The sequence below is a fragment of the Amphibacillus jilinensis Y1 genome, assembly GCF_000306965.1.
In the GTDB taxonomy this organism is placed as follows: Bacteria; Bacillota; Bacilli; order Bacillales; family Amphibacillaceae; genus Amphibacillus_C; species Amphibacillus_C jilinensis.
Genome location: NZ_JH976438.1, coordinates 100571 through 116889, shown reverse-complemented (window position 1 = coordinate 116889; position 16319 = coordinate 100571). Strand labels below are relative to the sequence as shown.

The 16319-nt window shown below is 35.7% G+C and carries 16 protein-coding genes and 2 pseudogenes; 6 read left to right on the top strand and 12 right to left on the bottom strand.

Translation table 11 applies throughout. The features are described from left to right. From B494_RS21080 to B494_RS0113360, 4 genes and pseudogenes are all read right to left on the bottom strand, one after another. Positions 1-407 (bottom strand): annotated as a pseudogene (locus B494_RS21080) (hypothetical protein); the annotation flags it as partial. Beyond that, the gene (locus B494_RS0113370) at positions 404-712 is read right to left on the bottom strand and encodes a hypothetical protein (RefSeq protein WP_017470428.1); all 309 of its coding nucleotides are present in this window, start codon (positions 710-712) and stop codon (positions 404-406) included. The pseudogene B494_RS21080 and the gene B494_RS0113370, both read right to left, overlap by 4 nt. 61 nt (positions 713-773) lie before the next feature. Next, the gene (locus tag B494_RS0113365) at positions 774-998 is read right to left on the bottom strand and encodes a hypothetical protein (protein ID WP_017470387.1); all 225 of its coding nucleotides are present in this window, start codon (positions 996-998) and stop codon (positions 774-776) included. 18 nt (positions 999-1016) lie between these two features. Further along, the gene (locus B494_RS0113360) at positions 1017-1421 is read right to left on the bottom strand and encodes a DUF4176 domain-containing protein (RefSeq protein ID WP_083855784.1); all 405 of its coding nucleotides are present in this window, start codon (positions 1419-1421) and stop codon (positions 1017-1019) included. Positions 1422-2115: 694 nt separating this feature from the next. On the opposite strand from B494_RS0113360, the gene B494_RS21020 reads away from it, so the two are divergent. Next, positions 2116-2265: a hypothetical protein gene (locus B494_RS21020; protein ID WP_154648262.1), complete on the top strand. Its 150-nt coding sequence runs from the start codon at positions 2116-2118 to the stop codon at positions 2263-2265. A gap of 420 nt (positions 2266-2685) precedes the next feature. Here B494_RS21020 and B494_RS0113355 read toward each other — a convergent pair whose 3' ends face one another. The 5 genes from B494_RS0113355 to B494_RS0113330 form a co-directional block, all read right to left on the bottom strand. Further along, entirely contained in the window at positions 2686-3126 is a 441-nt protein-coding gene (locus tag B494_RS0113355) for an N-acetyltransferase (RefSeq protein ID WP_017472891.1), read from the bottom strand. A 121-nt stretch (positions 3127-3247) separates the two neighbouring features. Next, on the bottom strand, positions 3248-4603 hold the full coding sequence (locus tag B494_RS0113350; RefSeq protein ID WP_017470474.1) for an IS1182 family transposase: 1356 nt from the start codon (positions 4601-4603) through the stop codon (positions 3248-3250). Between the two features lie 332 nt (positions 4604-4935). Next, positions 4936-5220 carry a hypothetical protein gene (locus tag B494_RS0113345; RefSeq protein ID WP_017472890.1) on the bottom strand — a complete coding sequence of 95 codons (285 nt, stop codon included), beginning with the start codon at positions 5218-5220 and terminating at the stop codon, positions 4936-4938. Positions 5221-5368: 148 nt separating this feature from the next. Further along, a complete protein-coding gene (locus tag B494_RS0113340) occupies positions 5369-6004 on the bottom strand; it encodes a hypothetical protein (RefSeq protein ID WP_017472889.1) in 636 nt (211 codons plus the stop codon). A 479-nt stretch (positions 6005-6483) separates the two neighbouring features. Beyond that, complete coding sequence (locus tag B494_RS0113330; RefSeq protein WP_017472887.1) at positions 6484-7242, bottom strand: methyltransferase domain-containing protein; 759 nt, start codon at positions 7240-7242, stop codon at positions 6484-6486. Between the two features lie 597 nt (positions 7243-7839). Between B494_RS0113330 and B494_RS0113325 the strand changes: the two genes are divergently transcribed. Both B494_RS0113325 and B494_RS0113320 read left to right on the top strand, forming a co-directional pair. Further along, complete coding sequence (locus tag B494_RS0113325; RefSeq protein ID WP_017472886.1) at positions 7840-9261, top strand: hypothetical protein; 1422 nt, start codon at positions 7840-7842, stop codon at positions 9259-9261. Positions 9262-9284: 23 nt separating this feature from the next. Next, positions 9285-10241 carry a hypothetical protein gene (locus B494_RS0113320; RefSeq protein ID WP_017472885.1) on the top strand — a complete coding sequence of 319 codons (957 nt, stop codon included), beginning with the start codon at positions 9285-9287 and terminating at the stop codon, positions 10239-10241. A gap of 486 nt (positions 10242-10727) precedes the next feature. Here B494_RS0113320 and B494_RS21650 read toward each other — a convergent pair. From B494_RS21650 to B494_RS0113305, 3 genes and pseudogenes are all read right to left on the bottom strand, one after another. Beyond that, a pseudogene (locus tag B494_RS21650) lies at positions 10728-11033 on the bottom strand (transposase domain-containing protein); the annotation flags it as partial. A gap of 155 nt (positions 11034-11188) precedes the next feature. Further along, entirely contained in the window at positions 11189-11947 is a 759-nt protein-coding gene (locus tag B494_RS0113310) for a GNAT family N-acetyltransferase (protein ID WP_017472883.1), read from the bottom strand. A 444-nt stretch (positions 11948-12391) separates the two neighbouring features. Beyond that, positions 12392-13726, bottom strand: a complete 1335-nt coding sequence (locus tag B494_RS0113305) for an ISL3 family transposase (protein WP_017470787.1) — start codon at positions 13724-13726, stop codon at positions 12392-12394. Between the two features lie 495 nt (positions 13727-14221). On the opposite strand from B494_RS0113305, the gene B494_RS0113300 reads away from it, so the two are divergent. From B494_RS0113300 to istA, 3 genes are all read left to right on the top strand, one after another. Next, complete coding sequence (locus B494_RS0113300) at positions 14222-14491, top strand: hypothetical protein (protein WP_017472882.1); 270 nt, start codon at positions 14222-14224, stop codon at positions 14489-14491. Positions 14492-14594: 103 nt separating this feature from the next. After that, positions 14595-14756, top strand: a complete 162-nt coding sequence (locus tag B494_RS21455) for a helix-turn-helix domain-containing protein (protein WP_241211425.1) — start codon at positions 14595-14597, stop codon at positions 14754-14756. Between the two features lie 11 nt (positions 14757-14767). Then, positions 14768-16153, top strand: coding sequence for an IS21 family transposase (gene istA, locus B494_RS19955; protein WP_241211424.1), 1386 nt, complete (start codon positions 14768-14770; stop codon positions 16151-16153). Positions 16154-16319 lie beyond the last annotated feature (166 nt).

Sequence of the window (16319 nt, the reverse complement as noted above, 5' to 3'; positions counted from 1 at the left end):
TCCCAGCGAATACGAATGAACGGGGTTCGCTGAGTCGCAAATACAGCTTTCATTGTATGATGCGAAATACCATTATCGATTTGGCGTAAATTAAACCAAATATCATTGCGATCAACGCGCATCATCACCTGTCTGGCTACTGGTGTAATATAGGCTGTCGTATCCGTTACATAGCCATCAAATAACGCAAGAAGGTCTATCACTTGCTCGGCATACGCACTTATTGTGTTCTCTGACGCTGCTATCTTCTCTTCCCACGCATCAATGGCTTCGCCTTCATTGTTTTTTATATAAACTTTCAGTTGGTGAAGGGACGTTTCCATCGTTTGGAGCGCATGGTGATAAGCATTTAATTGCTCGACAATATCATCTAAAATGCCGTAATTAATTTTTAAATCACGGATCATCTTTTGCCACCTTGCATGGCCTGACTAAGTGCCTCATCTTGCTCTTGCATCTTTGTTAAAATGCTTTCACCACATGCATGTAAGTTCGTGAGTTTGTCGAGTAAATCCGACTTTACATCATCACGCATATTCGTCAAGAGCTCACTGGCTTTACTGGCAAAATCAGATTGAAAATCATCTAATTGATCCCGCGTTTGGGTACGAAATGTCATCGTATAACTTTCAAATTCTTCCATACTTGCCTTTAAATTATTTAGAATTATTGCTAATCGGGACGTATCTAATTGAATTTTTCCATTTGCCACGCCTCATCACACCTTTCCTGTTACAGACATCCCATCCTTTTTATCTCACATCACCGCAAGCTTATTTAAAATGAACGTCCGACACATACGTTTTAAGCGCCTCTATCTCCTTAACCATCTCGGCGACAATCTCCTCCATCTCTTCTTGCACGGAGGCATTCTCTAAATCCATATCTGCGTAGTTTTTCTCAATGGCCCGTTGTACCTTATCTAAATGATTAAGAACACCACTCGAAAAGCCCGATCCATTCACAACTTTATGGCAAAAACTTGCATCATATACCATGTGTCCCTCATCCTATCATTAATCTTTAGTCAATTCTGTTTGTAGCTGTGTCATAGCCTTAGGAGAAAATTCAAGGGAGGTCATCCCTCTATTTAGCATTAATTCTCGCTTCATCATCAGTTCAAAAGCTAATTCACTTTCATCTTTATACCCGCGCTGGATCACTTTTTTGATCAACGGTGCCGTGAAGTGCACATGGGCGTTTGCTTTCACTTCCCCCACCGGATAGACGACACCTTTATAAGGGAAGTACGTCATATAGCCTTTTGGCGCAATAAAGCGTCCTGTAATGACAAGTAACGTGGGAGAATCTGTTTTCTCGCTCGGCTTAAAGTAGAGAGGATCTAATTCGACAACAGAACCTAACGGCAACACCTCTCTTACTATCTCTAACGTTACCGCAAGATACCTATCATCTATCATTTAATTATTAGCCGTTCGCATTTAATAGTAAGGTCTTTCCTTATTATCTAGAAATTAATACCACTATTAAACATCTTCTTCATATTAAGAAAAATCTTCCTTTAGGTAAATAAGGCGATAGACATATTTCTATTAAAAATTGATTAAGATTGTAGAAAAACAGGGATAAAGATTCAGGTCCATTGGTCGATTCTATCGCGTGACGATCGTCAATAAGGGAGGCACTTCCATGAAACTCCCCGTGGGCTAAGTGGTGTCACGATCACATAGTATAGGGGTTCTGAGATGCTAAGCTTTTCATTTAAAAACCAAAGAAGACAAAATATAAAATTTTAAAAAAACAATCCGTACATAATCCAGTGAACGCCTTTAGCCCGCCCTTGACATACCATTGTGACCGGATACATAATAAAACCTAGAGCAATCCTTGTAGCAATAATGTATATGTTAAGGGCATCTCCAACACCGTGAAGAGAAAGGGCACAGCAATGTTAAATGGCTTAAGTGAATATCTTCCAACACTCCTGACATAAGCATCCCGACAATGATTAACGCAGGGGATGTCACAGAGTTCGTGACGATAACGAGGGCTCGCTACTATTCCTGAATCATGGATAATAAGGTACAATAATGTAATAGTCATTCATCAATTGATAATTAAATGGCGATACATATGAAAAGAAGAGGGGGAAACATGAAGCAATACGATGTTATAATTATTTCAATTGCCCGCTTCTCGATTAAATATAGTAACGTTGTGAATATTTATCATTTTGTATTGAATGGACATATGTTCACCTCAAGTTATTATTGCTGTAAAAATCAAATAGTTATCTATGAATAACGTTAAATATATAATAAAACGACCCTTCAATCAGTAGACGTTTTCATTCTTCGCCCACTGATACTGATAAGGAACACAAGCTAATGTCTTCGCGCCCTGCGAAAACGCTTGTGTGACCAACATCCTCTTGGCCCGAGTCGACCAGGACATTAGCATCCGTTAACTCACGCCTATATCAAATCATCTCTACGCTCTGTTTTTAGACGGGGGGTTTTTACGGACAGTTATCTGTAACAAAAAAAAGAGCCATTTACTCTTGAAAAGGCTCTGAACTGGCTCACATCATTTAATTCGCTTCATGGGGTTAGTCGTACAACGCACTCACATATCGTATCACATCACTATTATATAATTTAACAAATCAAAGTTGATGTTTGAAACTTTTAACAAAAGCTATTCCTGGGGGCAGACAATCCTTCATTAAACACCAGCTGTAGGTCGCTTTTCCCAACTCATGACATACTCAACCTCGTTCGTATGTTCATCGAAAAGTTCTTCTTTAATATCAAAATTTTCCCGTTGATAGAATTTTACTGCTCTCACATTATCTTTATATACTTTTAATGATAATGCTTGGTATTTTTGTTTAACATAATTAAGCAAATATTTACCAATACCTTTAGATTGCTTCTTATTATCTACAAAAATCCCTGCGATATAATTGTCTGTCAAACCAACAAAACCTTGGATTTCTCCATTTTCTTCATAAACAAATATTGTCGCCTTTGGCAACATCTCTTTTACTATTTCATAATTCCCTCGCCAATAACCAGCATCGATAAAATCATGAGCTTTGATATTGGATTCAAGCCAAATCTTCATAATATCTGTTAAATCACCTATTTTAAATGTTCTTATCATCTTTTCCTCCGTAAAAACGCTATTTGTTTTTTTATTCTTGAATTGAATCAATTTCATAATTCATCTTTTTAAAAATTTAAAGACCTACAGAATTTTAGTGATATCGTTTTAAAAAGTTTTTTTAAGCAACTTGTTGCTGATTTAACACTAAATTCACACGATCACTTGCTAATTTTGATGCATTATAAACAAGCGTGACGATGTCAAAATGAACTTTTGCTCGTTTTCCAGTTCGATAACGCACATTGTCCAGTTGAAAATATTCCTTTAGATAACCATTGACGCGTTCTACTGCTGAGCGGCGCTTTGATATATGTTTCCACGCTTTTGACCCACGAGCTGGGGCTGTATATTTTCGGAGATCTGTCGTGATTTTTACTTTATAAACCTTTTGGCAAATACTTTCGTTAGCTAAAGGACAGTCGCTACATTCTTTTGGTCTTGTGTATTTCAACGTTTCATACTTGGCATAAAAACTATCATAACGATAGGAATGTTCCCTAAAACAGGTTGGGGCAAAGTGTTTATCAAACCCAATGGGTTCTGCTTCATTTTTCTTATTATAAGCAATGACAGATTGGTTTCCCATTCGATGAACTTGAACATAAATAGGGGCGTAGTCATATCCTGCATCCATTGTCTGGTAGGTCAAAAAAGGCAAGGATAGGCATTCATCCACTCCCTTTAATAAAGGAATAGCTGCTTTTCCATCATTGAGACTGCCAGAAGAAAAAAGAGACTGTAAAATGTACTGACTGGATGTTCCAACAGCTAAGTGACCTTTGTAGCCGTACCAAAAGACATTTTTTCCTTCGCTGTTCTTTTTCACACCCCATTTAGGGTCTTGAGGAACTTCCGAACGTAACTCATGTAAAGGAACATCCAACTGAGCTTCTATTTTCTTTTCGTAAAGGGGAAGTTTTGCTTCCTTTTCTGCTTGTTCCATCAGCCATTGTTCTCGCTCGTCTTTTGGTTTGCGCCCGCGCTTGTTAGGCTCTGCTTTTGGCTTTTCTTCTTTTGGTGGTGCTTGATCACGTGCTTCAAAATGGGTGGCGTCAATAGCGACGGTGTCATCCATAATAAAGCCTTCAGCAATGGCTTGAAGAACAACTTTCTCTTGTGACTTCTCTAACACATCAGAGGCACTCAGTTTCGTTATAAGTCGTGAATAGGCAGCTTCAGAGGGAGTGTTGTCAGACACAAGAAACCCACAATTCAACTTAAATAGAACGTCATCATTCAGACGTTTGATCAGGTCCTTCATCGTCGGAATGCGCTCAACGATTCGTACAAACATAGAAATAATCATCGCCGCATAATTCAACGCTACGGGTGCACCAAGTCGGGATTTTTTGTTTATTTCATGGTAGATAGCATCCAAATCTATTGCTGAAATAATGGCTTCATAACGTTGGGTAGGTTCCATCTCGTATAATTCTTGGATGCCAAATAAGTTTTGTTGTCGTATAATGGTCATAAGGGGTACTCCTCCAGTCTTTTTTTGGTTGTCTCTCAACTACCATTATACAAGATTTGGGGAGGTACTTCCTTTTTTATCTCTCAAACTCGTTGGGGCTCAAGGACTCTGAATTATGAAATTCACTCAACTTACCTATTAATCAATTTTTTATTATATTTGGCTGTTCTCTTAAATGTTTATTAAGTTTCAGATCATTATTTTCCAAGTATCCCCTTTATAATTTTGATATTCAACTTTGTCAGGTTCATCTGAATGTGCATACTCTTGTTTAAAAACTAAAGGGTCAATGCCAAACTCTATTAGACTTTCACAATAGTTGCCATAAAAAATTACTTTTTATTTTTTAATTCTAAAAGTATAGGTGTTATATTAAGTAAGGTAGAAACAATTGTTAAAAACCATAATGCTTTTTCCATAGTAGGTACAACATCCAATAAAGCTGACCAATCTTCGTCTTTTACCCAATTAGATATAAGGCTATATTCCGCACAGAGTGTCAAGGCTGTTAATGATAATCCCATTGTCATCGCAAGTTTATAATCTCTTCCTGTTTTATACATATAAAGATTTATAAAAGTAGCTACTAAAGCAATAGGTCCTAATATTAACCACATAATTATGCCTCCATTAAAGCAAGTTAATTTATCATTCTCAATCAGCTGTGACTTTCCATGTCTGACCAACGATATTTCCATAACTTTCCCTACCTAATGTTGAATTTCTCAATACTATCTTTCTTGTCCTATCATACGCGTTAGTCTATTAATGAACATTTAGCAATTTGATTAATTCTATGATTTCTTCCCCGCTATTCGGGTCAACATGCACTAACTCTGTATTTCCAATAATATCTTTGTAAAAATTTTTTTCCGCTGGATACTCACCATCCCAGCGCAAAGGAACGTCGTATACATTAATCGTTCCATCCCCATTACCACTATAAGTAACCGATCCATCTACTAAGCGAGAACCTGCTAACTGGATAACGTCTTCTGGATAGCTTGCACTGGAGTCATCGTTATCATTAATTGGTTCACCAGCATGAATATGTCGAACATTTAACTCATCTATCTCTTGGTTTGGTCCAAGTTGCAACCAAATTCGAGCGTATTCAATTTGTTCACTTGAATACTGTGATAGTGTTTCCTCATCCCCTACTATCGATCCTTCTGAAGAAGTGTCATTTTCATCATCAGTTGTTGTGGTTGATTCCTCTCCCCCACTTGTTGACGTACTTTCTTCTGTTTCAGTTGTATCTTCTGCTGTTGATACTAAATCTGAATTATTTTCAGAAGAATCATTTGTGGATGCTTCATCTGTATTACCAGCACATCCGATAATTCCTATTAACATAAATATAGCAAAATTAAAATAAATAATCTTTATTACCTTTTTCATTCTTCAAACCATTCCTTTCATTAAAAGCTTAGAGAGACATACTCGCTAACTTTTTTATCTTCATCGATTTCTCTAATTGATTTTTCCCTTCTTTAGTAGCTTCAATGAGTATCATTTCAGATATTTCTTTTAAGTCCAACATATTATCAACCATTCTTTCAAACTGACTTAGCGTTTTATTTAGTTAATACCCTCCTCATAAACTTGTTAGAATGTTATATCGCAACCTCTACACTACCATATTTCTTACATAAAAGTGGAATAAAACAATAAATTTTTTCAGCTGAAAATTATTAAATAAAAAAAGAGCCTTTCAATTGCTTAGAGAGGCTCTTAACTCACTGTTATATCTTTTATCTTCCCTCATAATTTAGTAGTGAACATTACTCCACGTGTAAGGAATTGACAATACAAACAGGAATGGTATGGGTTCAAAATTAGGACGGAGCTCTTAAATATATCGAAGGCTCCATTTCCAACTAAATTGCTTTAGCTAAAATAATAAATCGGTGTTGTTTTGCGTCAAAATAACCCTTTTGTACAATGGTTTTATGAATGGTGTATAATTCATCCTTGAAATTACTTATTTCAAAACCTGGCACTTGCCAAGGAATTGCTTTAAGATAATACACCAATGCTCCAATATCATAAAATCTTAAAATAGGAAACTCTTCAGCACTTTTCAAAACCTCAAAATTATTCTCCTGTATTTCTTTTAAAGCTAGTTTTAGGTTCCAATCAATAAATTGTTCATTTATTGATACCCCTAGATTTTCATTAATCTCTAAACAATCGAGCCCACCAACTTGTTGAGTTAGAAAAATACCTTCTTTCGAGATAATTCTTCTCACCTCTTTGGGTGAAAATGACTCATGTTGATTGATGATAAGATCAAATTTTCCAGTCTCAAACGGAAGAATTCCATCATGATCTATTTGAACTACCTCAACTCCTAAAGGTGTTAATCGTTCTTTTGCGATAGGTACATTAGGCATGTAACCTTCTGTAGCATAAACTGATGTTGGAAAAGGTCTTAAGCTTGATAAAAACTCTCCACCACCTGTTCCCATATCTAGCATTGATTTTGCACTTTGAACAAGAGAAGTAGCCATACTACCATATGACCACGAAAGCAACTCACTCTTCATTCTTCCAGTTTCAGATATGAATGAGAAGTCCCACCCAACAAAAGGTTCATCTGCTTGTTTTATAAATGAAGAAAACTGTTTGTCATTCATAATAATCCCTCCAATAAAAATTTTGCCGTTTAAATGTTTAAAATATTTGGTGGGCCTCTTATGAACGCATAAAGTTGTTATGTTTCATGTTCTTTCAGTCTCATATTTAATAATCTCCTGTAAAAAATTGATTTACTTTACTATAGCACATTTACCAATTACTTTTATAAAAAGCATCCTACTTTACCTCAATAAACAAATAAAAACAATTAATGGGAGTTGCTTTTTAAGAAGAAGGATTTTCAAGCGGTTGAAGAACTTATAAGAAAAAGGCGCGGGCTATTTGATACTTACGTTGTTCCTTTCAAACAATCAAAGCCAATTAGATGGACTGTCTGGATCAATCCTACTCTACATTAATTTTATCTGGTAAATAGTTTCTATGATAGAAGTGTCTTCGCGTCATGAAAATTAGAGTAGTATCTCTTTAATTTTCTATTTCCTATAAAATCATAAATATTCCAAAATATTTACTTATAGAACTAAACAAATTAACTTTACATCCGATAAATATATCAGAAGGAAAATATATACATATGAGGAGGGGAGAGGTCAGAATAAAGGTGGAACAAAAATAAGAATTTTGGAGTGATTACTATGTTTAGTACTAATAATAAGATTAAATTAATATTAACCATTTCTATTTTATTACTAACCTTTTCTTTTCCAAGTACTATTTTTGCTCAAGAATTAGATTTAAATAATGAATTTCAGGCAGTAGACACAATACCTAACCTCAAAGAAATGCCTACAAACACAATCAAATCCCTTGAAAAAAATAACAACACAGAAATAGCAGCTCAAAAGTCTCTTGAAGACAAATTTGAAATTGAGCAATTAAAACAAGAAAACGAATTAACACTCCCTCAAACCGCCCAAACACAGAATTTTAATAATGGTTTTTATGGTTATGTGACTGATTATTTAACAGTAGAAGGTGAAGAAAAATACGTATATCCATTAGCTGTTGAACCAGGAGAGGTTCTTCATGTCCAACTAGATTTACCTAACTCTGAAGAATTAGACTATGATTTATATCTTTTTGAAGTAGATCCCGATACTTTAGACATGACTCTAGTAGATTTATCACAGAATAGAACATTTTTAAATGGAACTGAAGGTACTGCTCCTGAAAGCGTGGGAATATTTAATAGAGAAGATACAATAAAGGAATATGCAGTATTTGTAGTATCTGAAGTAGGTTCTAGTATAAGTCAACCTTTTACCCTTCACATAGGAATAAATGCTAATACAGATAATTATGAAGCAGATGAAAATGTAAATTGGGCAATTAATTTTACTCTAGAGCCAATTGGACCAACGGAAATAAATATGAGAAGTATGGACACTTTAGTTGATAACGATTGGTATAGTTTTACAATCCCTAATTCTAAGAATTACGACATAATAAATTTCACATTAGATGAAGATTCGAGAAATGCAAACTATAAAATTGAATTATATCAACTTGAAAATAATCAATTAAAAAAGGTAAATATCTCATCGAATGGAAAAGCTGAAATTGATTCAGGTCAGTATTATCTTAGGGTTACCGCAATAGAGAGCACTTACCTAACTGGTTCAACATATAGTTTAAATGTATTACCTGATTATCAAGCTGATGAAATTTACATTACCAGCTTTGAAGGAGGAAGTGGCTATGCAACTTACCAGTTTGGAACGTACTATAGAATTAAAGGAAGAGATACTTTAACAGTAAACGGAATCGCTGGTTATAAGGGCTATGTATTACCGGATGCTGACGTTTCCGTAACAGTAATTAACGAACACTGGAATCCAGATGATTTAAGATATAGAACTGCAACCACGAGATCTGATTCAAACGGAAGTTTTGCTGTAGACATACAAACATCTAGTTCAACAGCCTATCATAGTTACTTCATATCTGGTCCAATGAGTTTTACACATTATTTTGATTATGGATATGTAAGCGTAAATTCAGGAACTGCTGTAGCTGTTGAGCCAATATACTTTTTTGCATATAGTATTGGAAATTAAAAATTTTGGAAAGGATGAATAGCTTGATTAAAATCGCTCATGTTCAACAAACGCCCATCTATTCTTTTAAGCCCGTTGTCGATAAGAATATTCCAGATAAAAATAAGGTTAACACTCAGATAGCGACGGTAGCAATAAGTGAGGAATCTCATAATAAATATAATCAATCACTAAAGTTTAAAGAAACGAATAAAGATGATGTACTGGGACAACAATTCAAAGAATTCTATGAAGAGTATCATAGTGCTGAAGCAATTGAAAAAAGAAGACTTGAACGATTAGAAAAAGAACAAGCCAACAACCGTTTAGTAGATGAATTTCCAGATAACACACTCCATCATGTAATTAAAGAAGCTTTGGAAGGGAAGGTTATAGACGCGTCGCTTTATGCTAAAGAATTAGCTTCTACTATTCGTAGCTCCGTTTCAATGCCTGATAAAAGTGTTGAAGAACGCGCAGCTTATCGAGAAATGGGATTAAAACAAGCTGAATATATTGCTGAACATTACTTTGATGACGAACTAGAAGCTGCATCTTTCATGAATGAAATAAATAAATATTATGAAAACGATGTGTTACGAGAAAAAGGATATGTTGTCTTTGACAATAGTGACCTAGAGCCACTTAAAAGTTATAGTAGCCGTATGTCAAACGACGATGATATAAGTTTTTATACGCTCGCCAAAAGGTATATGGATAAGGACTATTTTGAACGGTTCATTAAGGGAGAAGGAACTCCAAAAGAATCAGCACGGTTTCTCATGGAAATCAAAAATAATAAAGAAAAATATAGGGAAGAAATTATAGAAGCGTTTGAATTAAACGAACAGCAAGTTGAAAAGCAAATCACAGCAACAAAATCAATTTTTGATTCATTTGTATGGGAAAATGGACTTGTTACTGAAACAATGGAAGAACAACCAACTTATTTAGTTGAAATATTAAAGTGGAATAAAGACATGTTGAATTTATTGAATTAAGCACATGAAAATTACCGTCAGTGGGTGTGTTAACTAAACTGTATAGGTGAGAATACGTCCGATTTAGTGTTTTCCCATAAAATTAGAATTTTCATTATGCAATTGACTGAATTGAGTTCGGTATTCAACTGGACTCAATTCTTTTTTTTTCTTGTTTTTCACCTCCACTATCTTACTACACACCTTGATACAAGATATAGAGGTTTTCCTTCCAAATTAAAAAAAGAAAGTGATAAGAATGAACTCAGTTACATTAGCAGAAAGACCATAAAAAGCTAGGGCTTATGAAACAATCTAAAAAATCTGCCCAACTAAGTGTAGCCGATTCACTTTAGCACCTCTCCTATTGGAATCTCTTCATTTTCTAAAAGGAACCTTAGCAGTACTAACGAAAACTCATCTTTATCTATACCATTCTCATTTCCCTCAAGCATTGTCTACCTTACCCACTCAATATTCTTAGACAATTGTCTAGGAAGTTGTTTCTCAGTCATTACTTTCCACTCCTTTTTGCTTCCAATACCTTCTTTCTATTTCTAGTTTTTCAAATGTTATTTTTCTTTTAAATTCGGTAGTATTTTTTATAGTTCTTGCTACATCCTTCTCTTCTCCATTATCACCCTTTACAGTTATTAGATAGTCTGACCAAGGTAGATACTTTTCGATTTCAGTAGAATCTGTGAGATCTACATTCGGAAGTTCTTCAAATAAATATTTTTAGTATGCATAGGGATTATGGTTATTCGCCTTAGATGTTTCAACGACACTATAAATAAGAGCGCTACTTTTTGCTACCAGAAAGTTGTCGCATACCAAGTAAGAAGTAACCCAATCATAGCATGAGCCCAGACCTGAATCATAGGTGTAGGCTATTTGACGCTTACATTTAATCTCTAAGCTTTTTCTGCTTAGCATCAGTTCTTCAACTAACGTCTCCGTTAGTTGAATTAAATTAACTCTTTTAATCTCTTCATTGCAGAATGTACCGTAAGTCTATGGAACGAAATCAATTTATTTTTATAAATTACTCCATAGATGCCATAAGGCGTAGGTGAAAGTTCCAACAATTCTTCTCTATCCTTTAAATCAATAATTTGTGCTTTTATATCTAATTTGTTTGCTCCCTCTATAACGTTGTCAGTTGCTATATCTACAAATGGACACTGCTGTGTTCGTAGGATTGTTAATTCGTTAAATTTTTTCAATCTCTCATCCCAATTCTTTGGAAAATATGGATTTGGGAAATTTCCAAATTTATATACAAGTAGTTCAAAATTATAAGGAGCTTGTTCAATTTCATAAAAGTTATTTTTTATAAAAACGTCTTTACTCGGTGTCCAAGAAGTTTTTGGATTTGTTATTACGATAACTCCATTTTTATTTTGCTCTTTCGCATCTTGAATACATTTATCAATTAATTTTGAAGCATATCCTCTCCCCGTAACATTTACCCATAAGCAATGAATAACCAAATAGTTATCTCCATAGACAACTCTTGAAGAAAATTCAATTGGTGTATATTCAATAAAGCCTGCTGGTTTGCTATCATCCATTATTTTTATGTATTTTAAACCTTCATTAAACCTTCCTCTTATCCAGTTTTTCTTATTTGTAAAACCTTTTGATTTTGGCTTACTGCGAAGACAGTAACAACCCGTACCTTCAAGATTTTCTTCGTTTAACTCTACCATTTCAATAGTTTTCAATCTATTTCCCCCCTTTTTTTGACGGGCTTATTAAAGAATTCTGCTCGTTAGTTGAATAAAGGCTAAAATATTTAATCTATATTTTTTTAATACTACCATATTTTTTACGTAAAAGTGGAAGAAAACGAAATAAATTAATAGTGAACAGCACTCACAACTCAACATGCGTTTTTATAGAATGATAATATTGAAACGCGTATATATTACGATCAAGAGCGAATTAAAGTCACAATGGTATGACCGCCATTTAAAATAAAACAGTTGTGTTTAATTAGTAGATACACTTATATGGAAATTATATTCCATATTTTTAAATTGAATTAGACTTTATTCACAAGATATATATGCTAATCATAGTCTAAATTTTGGTTCTTTGTCAAATGACGTTGGTCAGAATTTTTGTCGACAATTTTATAGTTGAATTTCACAAACATTTAAGTAGGGTTATACTGCTTGAATGTTTGTTTGGTTTGGCACCATTTTTGTTGATTTTGATTCAACTGATCTTAACTTGAAATGAAGTAAGATGCGGTATTTATAGTTTCTGAAATTGCGATAACCATAGGCCACACGATTAAGCACTTTAATCTTATTGTTGATCCCCTCGATGCGTCCGTTGTTAAACGGGTACGTAAAGCTATTTTTAATGTAAGGCAGGTGTTGGCGTAAGGTTTTCATACTTGTCTTCATATAGCTAGAGACTGGGCCTTTATGCTGGTGGTTTAAGAGCGTCCGCAGTGCCTCCTGATCTGCTTGCTCAAACGCACACAAGATACGCTGATACAAGTCGTAATTCTCTTTTAATTCAGAGGAGAAACGAAGTAGTTCTTCTACTACATTGGTTTCCAACCGTTGCCCAAATAAATGAAAATACTTATATTCTGTATTCGATAAATCCGATTGACGCTTTAATAACAGACGCCAGTAACGCTTTAAGCGACGGTATTTCTTAAGATCTTCTCCGTTAGAAGTATGGAAGCTATTCATCACACGAATACGCGTCTTATTCATGGAACGATTGATTAATTGCGTGAGGTGAAAACGATCAATAACGATCTCCGCTTGAGGAAACATCGCTTTGATGACATTCACGTATCCCGCATTCATATCAATGGTGATGGTTTCCACATTTTTGCGGTCAGCTAAGCTATAATTCGCGATGAAGTGATCCTTAATCTTTCGAGCGTCTCGGTATTCAAGGATATCAAGAATATCGCCCGTTTCCGCGTTAATGTATTCAAAGGCCATCAATCCTTTGGCGTATTTAAATTCATCAAACGAAAGATGTTTAGGTAATAAGCAATGATGAAAGCTATACCCTTTCGCTTCTTCCGTAATGAGCCGTTGAACCGTTGTCGCAGACACGGCCGTATCTTTTGCGATATCCTGTAAAGACTGCGCTTCTGTCGCCTTGATTAAAACACATGCCTTCGTATATTTCGAAAGATAACAATGTTTTTCTACAAGAGAGGTAGTTGCGGTAAACGTACCCTCGCACGCCTTACACTTAAAGCGTTGCTTTCTCAAATTCAGGTAGGTTTTCTTCACCCCATCAATCGGAAGGGTAATACGTGAGCATTGTGTGCCATTTTTATAGATCGTGTAATCTTCATTCTTAACGCCACAACTTATGCAAGCTTCTGGTGTATACGTTAACTTTCCTTCTACATAGCGACACGGTTTTCCCTTTAATTCCCCATCATAGAGGCATCCTTCCTCAAAAGTTATATTTCGGTCTTGAATATCGAGTAACATTCTAATATCATTAGAGTATGACAAGTGCGTTCCCTCCTGGATTGGTTTTCGTCGACTTTAATTCTACAGGGAAACGCACTTGTTTTCTATCTATATACATAGAAAAGACGCTAGTGAATTTCGATCTCCTTTTCACATAATTATGAAAGGGAGATTTCTGTTCACCAACGTCAAATATTATACAACCAAACTAATAATAGTTAGCAAAATTACGAAATTGGTAGCAGTGACATTTAAAAAATCCAGCCACACTTACTACTAGATTTATATGTACACGAGAATGACAAAGCTCATGAAGGTAGAACCATCGCCAGCCAAGGCAAATACCTAGGCAAACAAACGATGCAAAAAATCGGCAATATGAACCTAATTAGCGGTTCCAACAACACATTCCACTCGTTTGGTCAAAAGCAAAGTGGTCTACAGAGATGACTTGGCAATAACCAAGTCCAGCCCGCCTTCGCAGGTAATGTTCCAGACGTACCGATGCGTGTGATGGATAGTAGGCATATCAACAATATGGTGAAAAAAGCAACGCCGAATACAGCAAGTACAAAGAAAATGGCGACTTCCTTTGCGGAACAAATGAGTCCTCAAGATGCGAAGAGGTATAATCAATTCTGGGATTATGCTGAAAGTGGCCTAAGGGTTGAAGATCGCGTTAAATTAAGTGGCTGGGATTACAAACCAAGTGGAGAGTTGTATACAAAATATAAACATGTTTATGATAACCCAAAATATTATGATCAGATCAACGGACAAATTCATTGGCCATATTGTAAATGCTAAACTAAAGTAGACAATATTTGCTCAATAAAAATGAACACTTTTAAACCAAAAATAACGCTCCGTAGTATGATAGATTTATCATCTATCAACAGGAGGAGAAAAGGTGGAAAAGTGGCTAATGTTTATGGAAATCTATCAAATGAAGAAACAAGGGTTTAAAATCAGGAGGATTGCAAGAAAATTAGGTATTTCTCGAACAACCGTTTATAAGTATCTCGAAAATCGCCAGAAGAAATGGCTGAGTGGATGGCCTCTACACGGATAAGGAAACGTAAATTGGATCAGTACGAGTTATTAATTCATACTTGGTTAAGCGAAAACCCTGATCTTTCTGGTGCTCAGGTTCATGATTGGTTGAAAGAACGCTTCGCAGACCTGTCGGTCGCAGAAAGTACCGTTCGTCGATATGTTAAAGCATTAAGAGAAAAGTATAACATTCCAAAAGTGATGACACCTCGTACCTATGAGGCGATTCCAGAGCTGCCGATGGGAAAACAGATACAAGTAGATTTTGGTCAATCGAAACAAAATTCAACACAGGGACGTACTCAAAAAGTGTATGTGATTTGTTTTGTTCTGTCGCATTCACGTTACAAGTATGCAGAGTGGTTGGATCGACCTTTCACTACAAAGGATGTTATTCGCGCTCACGAACATGCTTTTGAGTATTTTGGGGGAATACCAGACGAAATGGTTTATGATCAAGACGCATTGATCGTTGTGAGTGAGAACGGTGGTGATATTGTGTTGACTGAGGCATTTCAAACCTATTATAGAGAGCGAAAGTTCCAACTATATGTTTGTCGTAAAGCTGACCCAGAAAGTAAAGGGAAAGTGGAGAATACGGTGAAGTTTATTAAGCAAAACTTTGCCAAGAACCGTGTATTTAGAAATATAGAACAATGGAATGAACAGTGTTGGGACTGGCTTGAGAGGACAGGAAACGGCAACGTTCATAACACAATAAAAAAGAAACCGGCCGAAGTGTTCTCCGTCGAAAAGAAACACCTTAAGCCGATTACTAAGAAAATAATTCACTCATCTATCGATTCAAGTATAGCAAGAGTTGTACGTAAAGACAACACTGTTTTATATGAATCCAATCGCTATTCCGTGCCGTTAGGCACTTATGAAAAACACAAAACCGTTTATGTGATCACAACAGATGACCAGAAGCTTCGCATACATGAATCGATGGATGGACCTATTATGGCTGAGCATCCCTTATGTGAAGGGAAAGGAGAACTCATTCAAGATCGACAACACAAACGAGACCGAACCAAGGGTATACATGCCTATATGAGAACTGTTTCCGAAGTGTTCCAGAATCAAGACAAGGCGATGAGGTACTTAATGAAAGTTCAAACACAGTATCCCCGGTACATGAGAGATCAGCTGAAAATCATTTCAGATTCGATTAAGGGTGTTCCACCTAACATAAGAACCCAAGCTCTGAATGAATGTCTGAAAAGCCATTTTTATAGTGCTTCGGAATTCAAAGATGTCTTATCTCATTTGATGAGGCAACAACAATCCACTAAGCATACAAAAATGCACATACAACAGATGGCATCTGGTCAATCTGATTATAGCAGCATGAAACCAGAAGTAAGAGATCTGGATCCGTACCTTGAAGTTCTTGAAGGGACGGTGAGATCATGATGACTTTAGAGTCGTTACAAAAACAATTTAAGACATTACGTTTAGCGGAAACATCAGAATATCTACCTGAACTCATTCGACGCGCTGAATCTAAAGATTGGACTTATCGTGAGCTATTAACAGAAATGGCTTCATATGAGTTAAAACGACGTGGCGAAAAGCAGAT

Coding starts and splice junctions, on each gene's coding strand:
- B494_RS0113365 (WP_017470387.1), bottom strand. CDS start 998: ATGGTATATGATGCAAGTTTTTGCCATAAAGTTGTGAATGGATCGGGC.
- B494_RS0113360 (WP_083855784.1), bottom strand. CDS start 1,421: ATGATAGATGATAGGTATCTTGCGGTAACGTTAGAGATAGTAAGAGAG.
- B494_RS21020 (WP_154648262.1), top strand. CDS start 2,116: ATGAAGCAATACGATGTTATAATTATTTCAATTGCCCGCTTCTCGATT.
- B494_RS0113355 (WP_017472891.1), bottom strand. CDS start 3,126: ATGATAAGAACATTTAAAATAGGTGATTTAACAGATATTATGAAGATT.
- B494_RS0113350 (WP_017470474.1), bottom strand. CDS start 4,603: ATGACCATTATACGACAACAAAACTTATTTGGCATCCAAGAATTATAC.
- B494_RS0113345 (WP_017472890.1), bottom strand. CDS start 5,220: ATGTGGTTAATATTAGGACCTATTGCTTTAGTAGCTACTTTTATAAAT.
- B494_RS0113340 (WP_017472889.1), bottom strand. CDS start 6,004: ATGAAAAAGGTAATAAAGATTATTTATTTTAATTTTGCTATATTTATG.
- B494_RS0113330 (WP_017472887.1), bottom strand. CDS start 7,242: ATGAATGACAAACAGTTTTCTTCATTTATAAAACAAGCAGATGAACCT.
- B494_RS0113325 (WP_017472886.1), top strand. CDS start 7,840: ATGTTTAGTACTAATAATAAGATTAAATTAATATTAACCATTTCTATT.
- B494_RS0113300 (WP_017472882.1), top strand. CDS start 14,222: ATGGTGAAAAAAGCAACGCCGAATACAGCAAGTACAAAGAAAATGGCG.